The organism is Cryobacterium sp. TS_SC_7 (assembly GCF_056156285.1).
Window position 1 is genome coordinate 2,367,762 of sequence record NZ_CM149589.1, and the last position, 17,356, is coordinate 2,385,117.

The following is a 17,356-nucleotide window of genomic DNA, read 5'->3' on the forward strand; positions in this document are numbered from 1 at the left end:
GCCCACCGTGGCCATTTCATCCCAGGAATCAGAGCGTCGGTCGCGCCATTCCGCGCTGCGGCGGGGTCGGCACGGCGGAACGGCGGCGGCGGCGAACTTCGGCCGCGGGTTCCAGGCGCTGGGTGACCTGGCGGTCGACGGGGTGCAGGTCTCGGCCCGCGCCACCGACCTGGTCACCGGCCGGGTCCTGTTCTCCGTGGACGACCACGTGGTCATGCCCACGGCCGGCATCGGCACGGTGCTGCTCCTGATCGAGGTGGCCGCCCGGCTCCGGGACGCCAACTTCGGTGCGTACACGATCCTGGATCGCAGCGCCGCCGACTCGGTGGCCGGTTCCGGGCTCTGGCAGCACCTGCAGGCACCTTCGCTTCCGGTAGCGGACCTTGCGGCCCTGGTCGGAGCCGCGAACGACAACCTGGCCGCCAACGTGCTGCTCCGTGCGGTCGGCCTCGACGCCGTGCGCGCCCGCGCCGAGCAGCTCGGGCTCAGCCGCACCGCCCTGCTCGACCTCGTGCGCGATCGGCGCGGCCCCGACGACGCCCCGCAGCTCTCGGTCGGCAGCGCCAAGGAGCTCACCTGGCTGTTCACCGCGCTGGCGCGCGGCGAGATCGTCGACGCCGAGGCGAGCGAGCGCGTGATCGGCTGGCTGTCGCTGAATTCCGATCTGTCCATGGTGGCCGGCGCCTTCGGCATCGACCCCCTCGCCCACCGCGCCGGCGACCACGGACTGCTGTTGGTGAACAAGACCGGAACGGATGCCGGCGTCCGCAGCGAGGTCGGCATCCTGCGCGGTCCGCGCGCAGGCGTGACCTATATGGTCTCGATGTCCTTCGCCGACACCCGCCTGTCGTCCCGGCTGGCGGTGCTCGACGGCATGCGTGCGGTTGGCCTCGACCTGCTGGAGTACGTGCACTGAGTTCGATGAACGCCGATTAAACGTCGCTGCCCCCGCACGAGGCAGGGGCAGCGATGCGGGTGGTGCGTCCGGTCAGGCGGCTAACAGCACCGGCCCTGGGGGTTCACGTCCTGGCGGTCGGTCTGGTCTCGCCAGAACTCGCGTTCCGTCATCATCACCGGCCTGCCGCAGGCGGCGGCATCCGGGTCCCGAACGGAGTGCTCGTGGGCGTCGTCCAGCGCGTCATGGTGGGCCTTGTACTTGTCATAGGCGTCCTCACCCATGACCCCCCTCATGAACCAGGCGAAACCCTTCGCGCCCTCACGGACGCCGGCGAGGAGACTCATCGGCGGGGCACCTTCTTCGCCTTGTCCAGCTTGGCCTGGGCGATCTGGGCATCCCAGCGCACGGCCAGCTTCTTCTCCTCCGGGGTGGCGACGAAACCGGACGGGGCGAACATCTGCGATGCCACCGCGTCATCCTCGTTGGTGCCGAAGTTGCGGCTCTTGTAGGACTTCCAGGTGGCCTGAGCGGCGGTGACCATCACGATGATGGCCAGCACGACGAACAGGATCGAGAGGATGCCCTGCACCATCGTGTTACGCACGACGGCTTCCATTGCTTCGACGGTCTTGGCCGTTCCGAAGCTGGTGAGTCCGTCATCCAGGGCCTTCGAGAACGCCCGGTTCTGGGCGAAGTAGCCCACGTTGGGAACGGTCGAGAAGATCTTCAGGAACGACGCGTAGATGGTCACGACGGCGGCGAAGGTCAGCGGCAGCGCCACGACCCAGATGTACTTGAACAGCCCGCGCTTGGCCACGATCGCCAGGCAGACCGCCAGGGCGATGGCCGCGAGTAGCTGGTTCGCGATCCCGAACAGCGGGAACAGGGTGTTGATGCCGCCGAGCGGGTCGGTGACGCCCATCACGAGCACGGCGCCCCAGGCTGCGACCATGATGCCGGTCGTGACCCAGGCGCCCAGACGCCAGGAGGTGTTCTTGAACTTCGGGAAGACGTTGCCGAGGCTGTCCTGCAGCATGAACCGGGCCACGCGGGTGCCGGCGTCGACGGCGGTGAGGATGAACAGCGCCTCGAACATGATGGCGAAGTGGTACCAGAACGCCATCATTCCCGAGCCCCCGGCCACCTGCTGCATGATGTTGGCAAGGCCGACCGACAGGGTCGGGGCGCCGCCGGTGCGGGACACGATGGTCTCCTCGCCCACATTCTTCGCGGTCTCGGTGAGCATCTCGGGGGTCAGGTTGACGCCGGTCAGGCCAAGGCTGTTCACGAACGTGACGGCACCCTCCACGGTTCCGCCGGTCAGGGCCGGCGAGGAGTTCATGGCGAAGTAGATTCCGCGGTCGATCGACAGCGCGGCGACGAGCGCCATGATGGCGACGAACGATTCCATCAGCATGCCGCCGTAGCCGATGAAGCGGGTCTGACGTTCCTTCTCGATCAGCTTCGGCGTCGTGCCGGAGGCGATCAGGGCGTGGAAGCCGGAGAGGGCACCGCAGGCGATGGTGACGAACAGGAACGGGAAGAGCGAGCCGCTCACCACGGGGCCGCCGCCGTTCACGAACTCGCTGGTGGCCGGGGCCGAGATCTCGGGGCGGACGACGATGATGGCGAGTGCCAGCATCCCGATCGTGCCGATCTTCATGAAGGTGGACAGGTAGTCCCGGGGGGCCAGCAGCAGCCAGACCGGGAGGATGGCGGCCACGAAGCCGTAGACGATGATGCCGATCGCGAGGGGCAGCGGGTCGATGGCGAAGAAGGTCGAGCCCCACTCGGTGTCCGCGATCATGCCGCCGCCGATGATGGCGGCCAGCAGCAGCACGAAGCCGATGACCGAGATCTCGGTGACCCGGCCGGGGCGGAAGAAGCGCAGGTAGACGCCCATGAACAGGGCGATCGGGATGGTCATCGAGACCGAGAAGACGCCCCAGGGGCTGTCGGCGAGAGCGTTGACCACGACAAGGGCGAGAATGGCCACGATGATGACCATGATCGCCAGGGTGGCGATGAGGGCGGCCGTGCCGCCCACCTTGCCGAGCTCGTCCCGGGCCATCTGGCCCAGGGAGCGTCCGCCGCGGCGCATCGAGAAGAACAGCACCAGGTAGTCCTGCACCGCGCCGGCGAACACGACGCCGACGATGATCCAGATCGTTCCGGGCAGGTAGCCCATCTGGGCGGCCAGCACGGGGCCGACGAGCGGTCCGGCGCCGGCAATGGCGGCGAAGTGGTGGCCGAAGAGAACCCGGCGGTCGGTGGCCGCGTAGTCCTTGCCGTCGGCCTTGTACTCGGCCGGCGTCGCGCGCCGGTCATCCGGGTGCAGCAGGTGCTTCTGGATGTAGTTGGAGTAGAAGCGGTAGCCGATCAGGTAGGTGCAGACGGCGGCGAAGACGAACCAGATGGCGTTGACGGTCTCGCCGCGGACCACGGCGAGCATCACCCAGCTCAGCCCGCCGAGCAGGGAGATACCGCCCCAGATCGCAATCTTCAAGGGGGTCCAGTGTGCCTCTTCGGCATCGTGCGTGGTCTGGTCGAGGGCAACGGGCAACAGGAGGGGATCCCGGTCCAGTTCCTCGCCCCGCTTCGGTGAATCGTGTGGCGTGCGGGGCTTGGTGCCCATGATCTCTCCTTTGAGGTGCCCGCAACGTCTGCGGAAATCCTTAGCAAGGCTAACAGCTTGGCGGCAGTTTCCGGACGGACGCCTAAAATGGGCTGAGCGCCGTTCGGCTTCGGTCTGTTCACCGTGCTTTCCAGTTTTTCCGCCCTCTCGACCATTGGAGCCACCGTGGCCGCCCTGTCCCGCCTCGATTCCGTCATCGCCCTTGCCCGCCACCGCGGGTTCGTGTTCCAGGCCGGTGAAATCTACGGTGGATCGCGGTCCGCCTGGGACTACGGACCCCTCGGCGTGGAGCTCAAGGAGAACATCAAGAAGCAGTGGTGGCGCTTCATGGTCACCAGCCGCGACGACGTGGTCGGCCTTGACTCCTCGGTGATCCTTCCCCGCAAGGTGTGGGAGGCATCCGGTCACGTTGAGGTTTTCAGCGACCCGCTGGTCGAGTGCACGAGCTGCCACAAGCGCTTCCGTGCCGACCACCTCGAGGAGGAATTCGAGGAGAAGAAGGGCCGCCCGCCCGAAGGCGGCATCGACGGCATCCCCTGCCCGAACTGCGGCAACCGGCACATCTGGACCGAACCGCGCGCCTTCTCCGGCCTGCTCAAGACCTACCTCGGCCCGGTCGACGACGAGGCCGGCATGCACTACCTGCGCCCGGAGACCGCGCAGGGCATCTTCGTCAACTTCGCCAACGTGTTGCAGGCAGCCCGCATGAAGCCGCCGTTCGGCATCGGCCAGATCGGTAAGAGCTTCCGCAACGAGATCACCCCGGGCAACTTCATCTTCCGCACCCGCGAGTTCGAGCAGATGGAGATGGAATTCTTCGTCGAGCCCGGCACGGATGAGACGTGGCACCAGTACTGGATCGACCAGCGGATGAACTGGTACACGGGCCTCGGCATCAACATCGACAACCTGCGCCTGTTCGAACACCCGGCCGAGAAGCTGTCGCACTACTCCAAGCGCACCGTGGACATCGAGTACCGCTTCGGTTTCAGCGGCAGCGAGTTCGGCGAGCTCGAGGGTGTCGCCAACCGCACCGACTTCGACCTCAAGACGCACGCGGAGGCATCCGGCAAGGACCTCTCATACTTCGATCAGACGAAGAACGAGCGCTGGGTGCCCTATGTGATCGAGCCCGCGGCCGGACTCACCCGTTCGCTGATGGCGTTCCTGGTGGACGCCTACCACGAGGAGGAAGTGCCCAACGCGAAGGGCGGCGTCGACAAGCGCACTGTTCTCAAGCTCGACCCGCGGCTCGCGCCGATCAAGGTCGCCGTGCTGCCCCTGTCGCGTAACGAGGCGCTCTCGCCGATGGCGAAGTCCCTCGCGGCGCGGCTGCGCGAGTCCTGGAACGTGGACTTCGACGACGCCGGCGCGATCGGCCGCCGTTACCGCCGCCAGGACGAGATCGGCACCCCGTACTGCGTCACGGTCGACTTCGACTCGCTCGACGACCAGGCCGTCACCGTGCGCGACCGCGACACCATGGCGCAGGAGCGCGTGCCCCTCGACGAGCTCGACGCCTACCTCGCCGTGCGTCTCCGCGGCGCCTAGCGTCCCTCCGCCTGCCGCCTGCTGCCGCCTGCTGCCTCCTGCCGTCTGCTGACGCCTGCCGGCCGCGGCTCCTGCGCGGCACCTGCTCGGTGCCGCCGGTGCCTGCTCGGTGCCGCCGGTCACGTCCACATCCGGGCGTGGCCGGCTGTTTCTGCGCATAACTCCTGCAAATTGCGCCGGGCGGACCGCACTCCCGCATGTTTCCGGGGGTGCCGCCGGCTCCCGGCAACGAATTGCAGGAGTTATGCACGCGCTTGGCAGCCGGACGGCCCGGGGTCCGTGCCGAGCGCAAGGTCGAGACGGCTAGGGCCGGCCGGGCGCGCCCAGGGTCAGGAGGCGGCTGGGCCGATATCGACGACCGCGGCCACGGAACCGGCGGTGGGGAGCTCGACCTGGATGCCGAACAGGGCATCGATCCCGCCCAGGAACGCGGCCTGCTCGCCCGCCCGGGCCAGCTCGCGGGAGCGCACCATCGGGGTGTGCAGGAGCACGCCGGCCAGGTGACGCAGGGCCGACTCGGTCTGTTCGCTGTCGTCGCCCCGGTTGCGCGCCCGTTCGATCTCCCCGTCGAGGATGTCGAAGATGTAGCTTCGCAGGGCGACGACGGCCGGTGCCAGGCTCTGTTCCTCGGCTACCGCCGAGAATTTGCGGGCGGCGCGCCCCACGATCAAACGGGCGTCGCTGGTGGCGTTGAGCTCCTCGAGCGGGGCGTGGATGCGGATGGTCTCGAGGTCGAGCAGTTCGACACCGGCCAGGTCCGTGACATCCGGGTCGACGTTGCGGGGCAGGCCCAGGTCGATGATGAGGCGTCGCGCGATCTCCGCCGGGGCGTCCTTCATCGGGCAGGCGGGGAGCGCGCGCGCTTCGGCGGCCGGCAGCTGCAGGGAGAGGGCGCGCCCGGAGTGGAGCAGGGCCGCATCGATCACATGGGTGTCGGCGGTCGTGCAGGTGAGGATCAGGTCGGCCTCGGCGGCCTCCACGGCGAACGCGGATTCGGAGACGGCGGCGATCTGGTGCGAGGTGGCGAACTTGTGCGCTCGTCCCGAGGGGGAGTACACCCGCACGTTCTCGGCGCCGAGGTCACGCAGGGCGGCGAGGGACGCGCCCGCGTAGCGTCCGGTGCCGACCAGGAGCACGCGGGTCTCGGCCCAGTCCGTGATGCGGCTTTCGGCCAGTTCGAGAGCCAGGCGCACGAGCGAACGCCCGGCGGCGCCGATGCCGGTGCGGTTCTTCACGCCGCGCGAGGTCTGGGAGGCGCGCTGGAAGAGGCGCTCGAGTTCGGGGCTGGTGGTGCCGCCGACTCGGGCCTGCTCGAGCGAGCGGCGCACCTGACCGGCGATCTCCCCCTCGCCGACGACCACGGATTCGAGGCCGCTCGTCACGGCGAACAGGTGCTCGGCGACACTGCCGCCATGCACGAGGTCGAGGGTGTTCCGCAGCACGTCGACCGCTACTCCAGTGGTTGCGCTGACGCCGTCGATGGCGGCGTGCACGGCCGTGAGCGGGGAGGAGCCTGCCGGCTCGTCGAGGTCGAGGTAGGCCTCGAACCGGTTGCAGGTGGCCACGACAACGGCGCCGACCAGGGCCGAGTGCCGTTCGAGGATTCCGCCGGCCGTGTCGCTCGCACCGACAGACAATTTCTCCAGCACGTCGAAGCTGGAGTTCTTATGACTGGCGGACAGACAGATCAACACTCGTCGATTGTACGACCTTCGACTGAGCCTCCCGAATCGCCCGAATGTCGGAAGTTTGACAGAATCAAGGAAATGAACCTTGACGCGCAACACCCTCTCGCAACCGGACTCACTGCCGATTCCCGCCTCATTCGCGCCTACCAGGGCACCCGGCCAGACAAGACACCGGTCTGGTTCATGCGCCAGGCCGGCCGTTCGCTGCCCGAATACCGGTCGCTGCGGGTCGGGACCCGCATGCTCGACGCCTGCCTCGAACCGGAGATGGCGAGCGAGATCACGCTGCAGCCGGTGCGCCGCCACAACGTCGACGCCGGCATCCTCTTCAGCGATATCGTGATCCCGCTGAAGCTCGTGGGCGTCGACGTCGAGATCGTCGCCGGGATGGGGCCGGTACTCGGCAAGGCAGTGCGCACCAAGAAGGATGTCGCGGAGCTCACAGCCCTCGACCCCTCCGTGCTCGATACCACTCTGGCTCCCATCCGGGCCGCCGTCGCCCGCACCGTCGCGGAACTCGGCTCGACGCCGCTGATCGGTTTCGCCGGTGCCCCGTTCACGCTGGCGGCCTACCTCGTTGAGGGCGGCCCCTCGAAGGACCACATCCACGCCCGCACGCTGATGCACGCCGACCCCGACGCCTGGACCGAATTGATGGCCTGGACCGCTGAAGTCACCGGTCGTTTCCTGCGCGCCCAGGTCCTCGCCGGCGCGTCCGCCGCCCAACTGTTCGACTCCTGGGCCGGCGCGCTCTCCCTCGACGACTACACCCGGTTCGTCGCACCGGCCTCGACCGCGGCGATCGCCCACGTGCGCGACCTCACGTATGACGAGGTCCCCGCGGGCACGGATGCCGCAGACGCCGCATCCGTGCGCCGTAACGTGCCCGTCGTGCACTTCGGTGTCGGCACGGGAGAGCTGCTGAAGGAAATGCACAACGTCGGCGCCGACGTCGTCGGAGTCGACTACCGGGTTCCGCTCGACGAAGCCAACCGGCGACTCGGCGGACTCGTTCCGGTGCAGGGCAACATCGATCCGGCCCTCCTCGCGGCACCGTGGCCGGTGCTCGAAGCCCATGTCCTCGACGTGCTCGAGCGGGGGCGCACTGCACCGGCCCACGTGCTCAACCTGGGTCACGGCGTTCCGCCGATGACCGACCCGAACGTTCTGACCCGGCTGGTGTCCTTCGTGCACGAGGTCACCGCGGCCACGCCCGCCGCCGCCCCGCCGGCCGCTTCCTGACCGGCAGCACACCGAGCACGCACGCACGCAGAGGGAAGCGCAGGGGCAGCGAATGAAAGATGTCATCGTCATCGGCGGAGGAGTGGCCGGCCTGATCGCCGCCCGCTCCTGCGCCCGAATCGGGTTGAGCGTGACCGTGCTCGAAGCCACCGGGGTGCCGGGCGGCGCGCTCGGCAGCCATCAGGTCGCCGGACTCACCCTCGACAGCGGTGCCGAGAGTTTCGCGGTGCGCCGCAACGCGGTGGCCGAGTTCATCGCGGACCTCGGCCTGTCCGACGAGGTCGTGGCGCCGAACCCTGCGGGCGCGTGGCTGCAACTTCCCGACGACCGCGTACCGAACGGCTCGGTCAGCGTGCCTCTGCCCAAGGCCGGCGTGCTGGGCATCCCCGGTTCGCCCCTGGCCGACGACGTGCGCCGCGTGATCGGCTGGAGCGGCGCCTGGCGCGCCTACGCCGACCGGCTGATGCCGGTGATGACAATCGGTCGTGAACACAGCCTCGGCGCGCTCGTGCGCAAGCGCATGGGACGTCGCGTGCTGGAGCGGCTGGTCGAGCCCGTGACCACCGGGGTGTATTCCTCCGCGGCCGACGATCTCGAGATCGACGTGGTGGCCCCGGGCCTCAACTCCGCCCTCACGGTGACCGGGTCCCTGTCCGGCGCCGTGCTCTCCCTGCGCTCGGCCGCCCCGGCGGGCTCGAACGTGGCCGGGCTCCGCGGCGGCATGTCCCGGCTCGTGGCCGCGCTCGTGGCCGACCTCCGGCATTTCGACGTGGAGATCGTGACGGATGCCCCGGTCACCGGCCTGCATCGCGCCGGCACCGACGACGCACCCACCTGGACGGTCACCCACGCCCCGGCTGCCCGGGAGACAGGCGGCCCGGACGAGCCCGCCCTCGAGCCTGAGCCCACCCTCGATGCCCGATTCGTGATCATCGCGACCCCGGGCGCGCAGGCGCTCGGTCTGATGGCCGACCTGAGCCCGGCCCACGCGGCGCTCGTCGACCTCGCCTGGCCCCAGCCGACCGCGATCGAACTGGCCACGATCGTGATCGACGCCCCGGAGCTCGACGCGCACCCGCGCGGCACCGGCGTGCTGGTCGCGGCCGCGACGCCCGGAGTCACCGCCAAGGCGCTCACGCACGTGACCGCCAAGTGGGAATGGCTGGCCAAGGCGGCCGGACCAGGCCGTCACGTCATCCGTCTGTCTTATGGCCGGGCCGGCCAGGACAGCCCGACGGCCCGGCTCAGCGACGATGAGCTCCTCGCCCTCTCCCTGCACGACGCCCGCACGATCCTGGGCGTCGACCTCGACGCCGCGGCCGTGCGCGGCTTCGCCCGAACCGTCTGGGGAGATGCCCTCTCGCCGGCGACCGTCGGCGCGCCCGAGCGCGTGAAACAGGTCCGGGAGGTCGTCGCCGCCACGTCGGGGCTCGAACTCACGGGTGCCTGGCTGGCCGGAACCGGGCTGGCGTCGGTGATCCCGGATGCCGTCGCCGCGGCCTCCCGCACCCGGCACGACGCTCTCGGCATCTGATTCCCCCCGTCCCGACAGCGCACACTCTTCTTCCATCCCGGATGGGGGATACTCTGAGAACTACGTACACGTTGAGGAATGGAGTCACAATGCGGGGAAAGCTTCTGTTCATCACGGGCGGGCTCGTCGGCTATGTGCTGGGTGCCCGGGCCGGGCGCAAGCGCTACGACCAGATCGTGGCAACCGCGGAGAACCTGTGGAACGCACCGCCCGTGCAGCGCCGAGTGAACGAGGCCCGCGACTTCGCGCTCGAACGAGTCGGGGATGTGCCGTCGGCGCTCCTCCAGACCGGCAAGAAGCTCGTCGCCGCGGTGCAGAGCAAGTCGTCCGGCTCCACCGGCACCAGCTACACGGTCCCGACACCGGCAGCGACCGCACCGGCAGCGACCGCACCGACACCGGCAGCGACCGCACCGGGCGCCGCCGGCGACACCACTTCTCAGTAATCGCCGCGACAATCCGAACGAAGGGGATTCAGTGAGTAACAGCGAATTCAATCCGAAGGCCCGGAGATCCACGTTCGAGTTGCTCGGTGAGCTGCCCGGCCAGGTCATTGCCCTGGTCAAGGCGGAACTCGACGCGGCCAAGGCGGAATTCGCCGGCAAGGCCAAGAACATCGGACTGGGCATCGGCCTGTTCGTCGTCGCCGCCGTATTCGCGTTCTTCGCCGTCATGGTGCTGGTCGCGCTCGCGGTCATCGCCCTCGACCTCGTGCTGCCGCTCTGGCTCGCGGCCCTGATTGTGGCCCTCGCCCTGCTTCTGCTCGCCGGGATCCTGGCGTTGGTCGGCAAAAACCGGGTGACGGCCGGAACCACATCCGATCCAGACGGAGTCACGGCGAGTATCCGTAGCGACGTCGACGCGCTCAAGGGAGTTGGCAAGTATGAGCACTGACCAGAACGCGAAGACGATCGACACCGTGGACGAGAGAGTCGCCGCAGTCGACACCGCGCCGAAGAGCAAGACGGAGCTTCGCGCCGAGGCGACGCGAGCCCGCGTCGAACTCGCTCAGACGCTCGACGCGATCGAGTACAAGCTCAATCTGCCGCGGCAGATGCGGGTGCGCTCGCGCCTGTTCAAGGTGCGTCTGCGCGAGTTCGGCGACAAGAACCCCGTCGCGCTCGCCGGGATCGTCCTGGGCGGCGTCTCGGCAACGGTGGGTGCCGTCTGGCTCGGCGTCAAGGCCGTACAGCGTCGCTGAGGTCACGGGATCCCGGCCTGCGGCCGAGCAGTTTTGGCTCTCGCAGGAAAGAAGTAGAGACTAGTAGTTATGACTCACCCGGCTGCCGGAGAGGCAGTAAACCCACCTCACTCCACCACCTCTGCTGAGACCCACGGAACCACCGACACACCAGCCGCATCGCCGCAGGGGTTCACCCTGTTCGCGGTGTTGCGCAAGGACCCGGGCAACCCCGATGACCTCGACGGCCACGACGTGCCGCGCGCCGTGCGTGAGCTCGACGACGTCATCGCGCTGGTCGAGGACGAGGGCGTGACGGTGCGTGGCTTCTACGACGTGTCCGGCCTTCGCGCCGACGCCGACGTGATGATCTGGACCCACGCGCCGGACGCCGAAACCCTGCAGTGGGCCAACCGCCAGTTGCGCCGCAGCGCGCTGCTGAAGAGTCTCCTCCCCACCTGGAACGCCATGGGCGTGCACCGGGACGCCGAGTTCAACAAGAGCCATGTCCCCGGATTCCTGCGCGGTATCGAACCGAAGGCCTGGCTCACCATCTACCCGTTCGTGCGCAGCTACGAGTGGTACCTGCTGCCGGAGGCCGAGCGCAGCGCCATGCTCGCCGATCACGGCCGTAAGGGCGCGGCCTTCCGCGGTGCCATCGCCAACACCGTCTCCTCGTTCGCCCTCGGCGATTATGAGTGGCTGCTGCCGATCGAAAGCGACGAGCTCACCGAGCTCGTCGACCTGATGCGCGAACTGCGGGCCACCGAGGCCCGCCGTCACGTGCGCGAAGAGGTCCCGTTCTACACCGGCCGCCGCATCACGACGGCCGAACTCGTGGAGGTTCTGCAGTAATGACTACCTACGACGCCATCCTGCTGGCCGGATTCGGCGGCCCCGAAGGCCAGGACGATGTGATCCCGTTCCTGCGCAACGTCACGGGCGGCCGCGGCATCCCCGAGGAACGCCTCGAAGAGGTTGCCAAGCACTACCGCCACTTCGGCGGAGTGAGCCCCATCAACGACCAGAACCGCGTTCTCCGGGCCGCGCTTCAGGCCGAGCTCGAGCGTCGCGGCATCGACCTGCCCGTGCTCTGGGGCAACCGCAACTGGGCACCGTACCTGCGCGACACCATCAGCGAGGCCAACGCCAACGGCCAGACCCGGCTCCTGGCCATCGCCACCAGTGCCTACAGCTCCTACTCCGGATGCCGCCAGTACCGCGAGGACTTCGCGGCGGCGCTCACCGCGACCGGGCTGGAGGGTGTGGTGCACATCGACAAGGTGCGCCAGTTCTTCGACCACCCCGGTTTCGTCACCCCGTTCGTGACCGCCCTGCACAAGGGCCTCGCGGATGTCCAGGCTCAGGTCCCCGGAATCGACCTGGCCACCGAGGTCGAGATCCTGTTCTCCACCCACTCGATCCCGATGACCGACGCCAACAAGAGCGGCCCGTCCGAGCGCGGCTTCGGCGAGGGTGGCGCCTATGCGGCGCAGCACCTGGCCGTCGCCCAGAAGGTCATGGTCGGTGTGGACACCCCGTGGCAGCTGGTCTTCCAGTCCCGCAGCGGGCCGCCCAGCATGCCGTGGCTCGAGCCCGACATCAACGATGCCATCGCCCTGCTGCCCGAGCGGGGCATCCGCGCCATCGTGATCGTGCCGCTCGGCTTCGTCAGCGACCACATGGAGGTCATGTGGGACCTCGACAACGAGGCCACCGAGACGGCCGGTGAGCTCGGCCTGGTGTCTGTGCGCGTGCCGACGCCCGGCGTCGACCCGGCGTTCGTGAGCGGACTGATCGACCTGGTCGAGGAGCGGCTGAACGACACCCCTGCCGACGCCCGCCCGCACGAGACCGACCTCGGTCCCTGGTACGACGTCTGCCGGCCGGGTTGTTGCGAGAACGTGCGGTTGGGCTTCAAGCCCGCCGTGGCCGGGATGGCTCCGTGAGCCTGATCCGCGTCGGTACCCGAGGAAGCGCGCTCGCCCTGGCCCAGACCACGGCGATCGCGAACCGCATCGCGACCGCGTCCGGCTCCGAAGTGTCGATCATCCCGATCACGACGCACGGCGACACCTCCCGCGAACCCCTCTCCACCCTGGGCGGCACGGGCGTCTTCGCCAGCGCCCTGCGCGAGTCGCTGCTGGCCGGCGAATGCGACGTGGTCGTGCACTCGTTCAAGGACCTGCCCACGGCCGAGTACCCCGCTCTCCGCATCGGCGCCACGCCGAAGCGGGCGGATGCGCGCGATGTGCTGTGCGCCCGCGGCGGCTTCAACCTGACCACTCTGCCCGTGGGCGCCCGGGTCGGCACCGGCTCACCGCGGCGGAAGGCCCAGCTTCTGTCGCTGCGCCCGGATCTCGACGTTGTCGACATCCGTGGCAACGTCGACACCCGGCTGTCCCGCGTGGCCGAGGGTGACCTCGATGCCGTCGTGCTCGCCGCCGCCGGGCTCAGCCGCCTCGCGCTGCTCGAGTCCGTCGACGGGGAGTACCTGGAGCTGTCCGACTGGCCCACCGCACCCGGTCAGGGCGCGCTGGCGATCGAGGTGCGCGACGAACGTCCCGACCGGGCCCTCGCCGGTGCGCTCACCGCCATCAACCACTCCACCAGCCAGGCCACGGTCATGGCCGAACGCTTCGTGCTGGCCCGGCTCGAGGCCGGCTGCGCAGCGCCGATCGGGGCCATGGCCGCCATCGACGACGGGCTCCTCTTCCTCACCGCCACGGTGTACAGCCCGGACGGCACCCGCAGCGTCGTGAGCTCGCACGCCGCCACCCCCGATTCGCACTCCATTGCGCACCTGACCGATGCCGCGCAAGATGTTTCTGACCGTGTTTCGCGTGACCTGCTCGCCGGCGGCGCTGCCGACTTCGCCCCGATGAAGGTGACTTCGTGATGACCTCGCGCTACAAGACCAAACCCAGCCTCGCCAAGCCGCTCACCGGCTGGCGCGTCCTCGTGCCCCGCGGCGGGCCGTGGGGCGACCACGTCGCGGCCGATCTGCGCTCCCAGGGTGCCCAGCCGATCGTGGCCCCCATGATCAACTTCGCCCCGACCGATGATGCCCCCGCGCTCGAGGAGGCCCTGGCGCGCCTCGCCGCCGGGGACTTCGACTGGATGACGGTCACCAGCGCGACGACAGTGGACGTGTTGTCGTCGCACCGGGCCGTCGTGGCCTCGACCACCCGCATCGCGGCCGTCGGCGAGACCACGGCCGCCGCCCTGGTCGCGGCCGGCTACCGGGTCGACATCGTGCCGTCCGAAGACAACTCCGCCCGCGGGTTGCTCGCGGAGTGGGAGGCGGCCACCGCCGGCCAGGTGCCCCTGCGCATCCTCACCCTGCGTTCGGAGATCGCCAAGCCGCTGCTGACCGAGGGTCTGCGGCGCATCGGCCACGAGGTTGAGTCGGTCGTCGCGTACCGTACCGTCGGCGTGCCCGTCGACCCGCGCGTGGTGGCGGACGTCGCCGCCGGCAACGTGCAGGCGATCCTCGTCACCTCCGGAAGCGTCGCGCAGCAGGTGCAGGACCAGCTCGGTCCCATCCCGGAATCCAGCCTGGTGGCCTGCATCGGGCCGAGGACGGCGAAGGATGCCGCAGCGATCGGCCTGCGGGTCGACGTCGTCGCCGACGCACCCAGCGCCGAGTCCCTGATCGAGGCCCTCGTCCTCGTCGCCCAGTCCCGCTGACCCGGCGCGCCCGCGCTCGGCAGGAGTCTTCTTGTTGCCGTTCCGGACAACTGTTGCCGGTACGCCGGCAACAGTTGTCCGGAACGGCAACACTCGCCGCGGCCCGTCGAGGTCGTCCAGCCGGGCGACGTAGGGTTGACGGGTGATAAACCCCGTCATCCGCCCGCGACGTTTGCGCTCCACTCCTGCGCTCCGTCGCCTGGCCAGCGAAATCCGTCTGCACCCCTCCGAACTGGTTCTCCCGATGTTCGTTCGGGAGGGCACCGGCGAGGCTATGCCGATCCCGTCGATGCCCGGGGTGGTTCAACACACCATCGACAGCGCCCGGCGGGCCGTGACGGATGCCGCGGCATCCGGCATCGGCGGGGTCATGCTCTTCGGAGTGCCGGCCGTGCGCGACGCCGTCGGCTCCGGCGCCACCGATCCCGACGGCATTCTCAACGCCGCCACCCGTGCCCTGGTCGCTGAGGTCGGCGACGCCCTCGTCGTGCAGACCGACCTCTGCCTCGACGAGTTCACCGACCACGGCCACTGCGGCGTGCTCGCCGCCGACGGCAGCGTCGACAACGATTCCACCCTCGAGAGGTACTGCGAGATGGCGCTCGTGCAGGCGGCGTCCGGCTCGCAGCTGCTCGGCCTGAGCGGGATGATGGACGGCCAGGTGTCCGCCGTTCGCCAGGCGCTCGACCAGAACGGCTACGTCAACACCGCCGTCCTCGCCTACTCGGCCAAATACGCCTCGGCCTTCTACGGTCCCTTCCGCGACGCCGTCGAATCGACCCTCGAGGGTGACCGCCGCAGCTATCAGCTCGACCCCGCGAATCGTCGGGAGGGCGTGCGCGAGGCCCTGCTCGACATCGAGGAGGGTGCAGACATCGTCATGGTCAAGCCCGCCGGCAGCTACCTCGACGTGCTCGCCGACGTCGCCGCCGTCAGTGATATTCCGGTCTGGGCATACCAGGTCTCCGGCGAATACGCCATGATCGAAGCCGCGGCCGCGCACGGCTGGATCGACCGCCGCCGTGCCGTCGAGGAGTCGGTGCTCAGCATCCGTCGTGCCGGCGCAGACGCCGTTCTCACCTACTGGGCGGTCGAACTCGCCACCTGGCTCAACGAAAGACAGGCTCGATGATGACCCGCAACGACGACCTTTTCGCCCGCGCGCAGCGCGCCATCCCCGGCGGCGTCAACTCGCCCGTGCGGGCCTTCCGCTCGGTCGGCGGCACACCGCTGTTCCTGGTCAAGGCGAAGGGTGCCTACGTGACCGACTCCGACGGGCGCGAATACGTCGACCTGGTCAGTTCCTGGGGCCCGGCCATCCTCGGCCACGCCCACCCGGAGGTCGTGCAGGCGGTGCAGGATGCCGCCGCGCTCGGCCTCTCCTTCGGCGCCTCCACCCCCGGCGAGACCGTTCTGGCCGAACTGATCGAGGAGCGCGTCAGCGCGGTCGAGAAGCTGCGCCTGGTGTCGACCGGAACCGAGGCCACCATGACGGCCATCCGTCTGGCCCGCGGTTTCACCGGTCGCGACCTGCTGATCAAGTTCGCCGGGCACTACCACGGCCACTCGGACGGACTGCTGGCGCAGGCCGGCTCCGGCCTGGCCACGCTGGCCCTGCCCGGTTCGGCCGGGGTGACGGCGGCGACCGCCGCGCAAACCCTCGTGCTGCCGTACAACGATCTGGATGCCGTGCGGGCCGCCTTCGAGGCGCACCCGGGCCGCATCGCCGCCGTGATCACCGAGGCCGCGGCCGCGAACATGGGCGTCGTGGCTCCGGACCCCGGCTTCAACGCGGCCCTCACCGCGATCGCGCACGAGCACGGCGCGCTCCTGATCATCGACGAGGTCCTCACCGGCTTCCGCGTGCATCCGGCCGGATATTGGGGTCTGGACACCGCGAGCGGTGACGACGCGGGCTACACCCCCGACCTGTTCGCCTTCGGCAAGATCATCGGCGGAGGCCTGCCGGTGGCGGCGCTCGGCGGACGCGCCGACGTGATGGATTTCCTGGCGCCGAACGGCCCGGTCTACCAGGCCGGAACGCTCTCCGGAAACCCGGTGGCGGTCGCGGCCGGCATCGCCACGTTGCGGGCCCTGGACGCCGGTGTCTATGAACACATCGATGCCACATCACTGCTGCTCTCGGAGGCCGTGTCCGCCGCGTTCGCCGCCGAGGGCGTCGAGCACAGCGTGCAGCGGGCCGGCAACCTGTTCAGCTTCGCCTTCGGGGCCGAGGCTGCTGCCGCGGCGCCCCGCACCTATGCCGAGGTGCAGCGACAGGAGGCGTTCCGGTACCGGCCGTTCTTCCACTCGATGCTCGACCAGGGCATTTCGCTGCCTCCGTCGGTGTTCGAGGCGTGGTTCGTGTCCGATGCCCACGACGAGAGCGCGGTGGGCTGGATCCTCGAGGCCCTCCCGGCCGCTGCGAAGGCCGCTGCGGCGGCGACCGCCGGGGAGTGACCCCGTCTCGGGAGTGCAGCATTTCTTTGTGAGGAAGCGACACACCGATTTCGGTCGTGAGCAGGCACACTAGACGTATGGCTTCCCTCCGCGTTCACCCTGACCGGCTTGAGATCCACCTCACGAAAGCGGAGAAGGCGCTTGCGCTGCGGCGCGACGACCTCGTCGTGCCGCGGGATCACATCCGTTCAGTGGCGATCACGGATGACCCCTGGATCTGGATCCGCGGCATCCGTTCCCCCGGGGTCGGCCTGCCACACGTGGTCGCGGTCGGCACTTGGAAGTTCCACGGCGGCAAGGACTTCCTGGCCATCAAGCGCAAACGTCAGGCGGTCGTCATCGACCTCATCGACGACGAATTCTCCCGGGTGATCCTGACCACCAGTCACGCACCGGACCTGATCGCGTCGCTCAAACTCGGCGGTTGAGCCCGTCGAAACCGAGCCCGTCGAAACCGAGCCCGTCGCAACCGGTGGTT

General features: G+C 69.1%; 17 protein-coding genes. 14 read left to right on the forward strand and 3 right to left on the reverse strand.

Annotated features, from left to right (window positions below; all coding sequences use genetic code 11):
• Positions 1-7: 7 nt before the first annotated feature.
• Positions 8-916 (forward strand): serine hydrolase, encoded by a 909-nt coding sequence (locus AC0J5J_RS10870; RefSeq protein WP_474897971.1) that lies wholly within the window; start codon positions 8-10, stop codon positions 914-916.
• Positions 917-996: 80 nt separating this feature from the next.
• On the opposite strand, the gene AC0J5J_RS10875 is transcribed toward AC0J5J_RS10870, so the two are convergent.
• Both AC0J5J_RS10875 and AC0J5J_RS10880 read right to left on the reverse strand, forming a co-directional pair.
• On the reverse strand, positions 997-1,242 hold the full coding sequence (locus AC0J5J_RS10875) for a YbdD/YjiX family protein (protein WP_474897973.1): 246 nt from the start codon (positions 1,240-1,242) through the stop codon (positions 997-999).
• Positions 1,239-3,533: a carbon starvation CstA family protein gene (locus AC0J5J_RS10880; protein WP_134423838.1), complete on the reverse strand. Its 2,295-nt coding sequence runs from the start codon at positions 3,531-3,533 to the stop codon at positions 1,239-1,241. Before AC0J5J_RS10880 ends, AC0J5J_RS10875 begins: the two co-directional genes overlap by 4 nt.
• A gap of 165 nt (positions 3,534-3,698) precedes the next feature.
• Here AC0J5J_RS10880 and AC0J5J_RS10885 point away from each other — a divergent pair, with 165 nt between their 5' ends.
• Positions 3,699-5,084, forward strand: coding sequence for a glycine--tRNA ligase (locus AC0J5J_RS10885; protein WP_474900217.1), 1,386 nt, complete (start codon positions 3,699-3,701; stop codon positions 5,082-5,084).
• Between the two features lie 329 nt (positions 5,085-5,413).
• On the opposite strand, the gene AC0J5J_RS10890 is transcribed toward AC0J5J_RS10885, so the two are convergent.
• Entirely contained in the window at positions 5,414-6,778 is a 1,365-nt protein-coding gene (locus AC0J5J_RS10890; protein WP_474897975.1) for a glutamyl-tRNA reductase, read from the reverse strand.
• A gap of 72 nt (positions 6,779-6,850) precedes the next feature.
• On the opposite strand from AC0J5J_RS10890, the gene hemE reads away from it, so the two are divergent.
• The 12 genes from hemE (at position 6,851) to AC0J5J_RS10950 (ending at position 17,306) form a co-directional block, all read left to right on the forward strand.
• Complete coding sequence (gene hemE, locus AC0J5J_RS10895) at positions 6,851-8,014, forward strand: uroporphyrinogen decarboxylase (RefSeq protein WP_474897977.1); 1,164 nt, start codon at positions 6,851-6,853, stop codon at positions 8,012-8,014.
• A gap of 52 nt (positions 8,015-8,066) precedes the next feature.
• The gene (gene hemG, locus AC0J5J_RS10900; RefSeq protein WP_474897979.1) at positions 8,067-9,548 is read left to right on the forward strand and encodes a protoporphyrinogen oxidase; all 1,482 of its coding nucleotides are present in this window, start codon (positions 8,067-8,069) and stop codon (positions 9,546-9,548) included.
• 89 nt (positions 9,549-9,637) lie between these two features.
• Positions 9,638-9,994 carry a hypothetical protein gene (locus AC0J5J_RS10905; RefSeq protein ID WP_134423842.1) on the forward strand — a complete coding sequence of 119 codons (357 nt, stop codon included), beginning with the start codon at positions 9,638-9,640 and terminating at the stop codon, positions 9,992-9,994.
• Between the two features lie 31 nt (positions 9,995-10,025).
• Positions 10,026-10,442 carry a phage holin family protein gene (locus AC0J5J_RS10910; RefSeq protein WP_474897981.1) on the forward strand — a complete coding sequence of 139 codons (417 nt, stop codon included), beginning with the start codon at positions 10,026-10,028 and terminating at the stop codon, positions 10,440-10,442.
• Positions 10,432-10,749 carry a hypothetical protein gene (locus AC0J5J_RS10915; protein ID WP_474897982.1) on the forward strand — a complete coding sequence of 106 codons (318 nt, stop codon included), beginning with the start codon at positions 10,432-10,434 and terminating at the stop codon, positions 10,747-10,749. Before AC0J5J_RS10910 ends, AC0J5J_RS10915 begins: the two co-directional genes overlap by 11 nt.
• Before the next feature lie 69 nt (positions 10,750-10,818).
• Complete coding sequence (gene hemQ / locus AC0J5J_RS10920) at positions 10,819-11,583, forward strand: hydrogen peroxide-dependent heme synthase (protein WP_134423844.1); 765 nt, start codon at positions 10,819-10,821, stop codon at positions 11,581-11,583.
• Positions 11,583-12,677 (forward strand): ferrochelatase, encoded by a 1,095-nt coding sequence (locus AC0J5J_RS10925; RefSeq protein WP_134423845.1) that lies wholly within the window; start codon positions 11,583-11,585, stop codon positions 12,675-12,677. Before hemQ ends, AC0J5J_RS10925 begins: the two co-directional genes overlap by 1 nt.
• Positions 12,674-13,627, forward strand: coding sequence for a hydroxymethylbilane synthase (gene hemC / locus AC0J5J_RS10930; RefSeq protein ID WP_474897983.1), 954 nt, complete (start codon positions 12,674-12,676; stop codon positions 13,625-13,627). The genes AC0J5J_RS10925 and hemC overlap by 4 nt, the downstream gene beginning before the upstream one ends.
• Positions 13,627-14,418 (forward strand): uroporphyrinogen-III synthase, encoded by a 792-nt coding sequence (locus AC0J5J_RS10935; RefSeq protein WP_134423873.1) that lies wholly within the window; start codon positions 13,627-13,629, stop codon positions 14,416-14,418. Before hemC ends, AC0J5J_RS10935 begins: the two co-directional genes overlap by 1 nt.
• Positions 14,419-14,563: 145 nt before the next feature.
• The gene (gene hemB / locus AC0J5J_RS10940) at positions 14,564-15,550 is read left to right on the forward strand and encodes a porphobilinogen synthase (protein ID WP_474900218.1); all 987 of its coding nucleotides are present in this window, start codon (positions 14,564-14,566) and stop codon (positions 15,548-15,550) included.
• Positions 15,550-16,878, forward strand: coding sequence for a glutamate-1-semialdehyde 2,1-aminomutase (gene hemL, locus AC0J5J_RS10945; protein ID WP_474900219.1), 1,329 nt, complete (start codon positions 15,550-15,552; stop codon positions 16,876-16,878). Before hemB ends, hemL begins: the two co-directional genes overlap by 1 nt.
• A 77-nt stretch (positions 16,879-16,955) precedes the next feature.
• Entirely contained in the window at positions 16,956-17,306 is a 351-nt protein-coding gene (locus tag AC0J5J_RS10950) for a hypothetical protein (protein WP_474897984.1), read from the forward strand.
• The last annotated feature ends 50 nt before the right edge of the window (positions 17,307-17,356 follow it).

Bases quoted from the DNA above. Each gene is read 5' to 3' on its own strand.
- AC0J5J_RS10905 (WP_134423842.1), top strand. From the start codon at position 9,638: ATGCGGGGAAAGCTTCTGTTCATCACGGGCGGGCTCGTCGGCTATGTG.
- AC0J5J_RS10880 (WP_134423838.1), bottom strand. From the start codon at position 3,533: ATGGGCACCAAGCCCCGCACGCCACACGATTCACCGAAGCGGGGCGAG.
- AC0J5J_RS10915 (WP_474897982.1), top strand. From the start codon at position 10,432: ATGAGCACTGACCAGAACGCGAAGACGATCGACACCGTGGACGAGAGA.
- hemL (WP_474900219.1), top strand. From the start codon at position 15,550: ATGACCCGCAACGACGACCTTTTCGCCCGCGCGCAGCGCGCCATCCCC.
- hemQ (WP_134423844.1), top strand. From the start codon at position 10,819: ATGACTCACCCGGCTGCCGGAGAGGCAGTAAACCCACCTCACTCCACC.
- hemG (WP_474897979.1), top strand. From the start codon at position 8,067: ATGAAAGATGTCATCGTCATCGGCGGAGGAGTGGCCGGCCTGATCGCC.
- AC0J5J_RS10935 (WP_134423873.1), top strand. From the start codon at position 13,627: ATGACCTCGCGCTACAAGACCAAACCCAGCCTCGCCAAGCCGCTCACC.
- AC0J5J_RS10925 (WP_134423845.1), top strand. From the start codon at position 11,583: ATGACTACCTACGACGCCATCCTGCTGGCCGGATTCGGCGGCCCCGAA.
- AC0J5J_RS10950 (WP_474897984.1), top strand. From the start codon at position 16,956: ATGGCTTCCCTCCGCGTTCACCCTGACCGGCTTGAGATCCACCTCACG.
- AC0J5J_RS10875 (WP_474897973.1), bottom strand. From the start codon at position 1,242: ATGAGTCTCCTCGCCGGCGTCCGTGAGGGCGCGAAGGGTTTCGCCTGG.
- hemE (WP_474897977.1), top strand. From the start codon at position 6,851: ATGAACCTTGACGCGCAACACCCTCTCGCAACCGGACTCACTGCCGAT.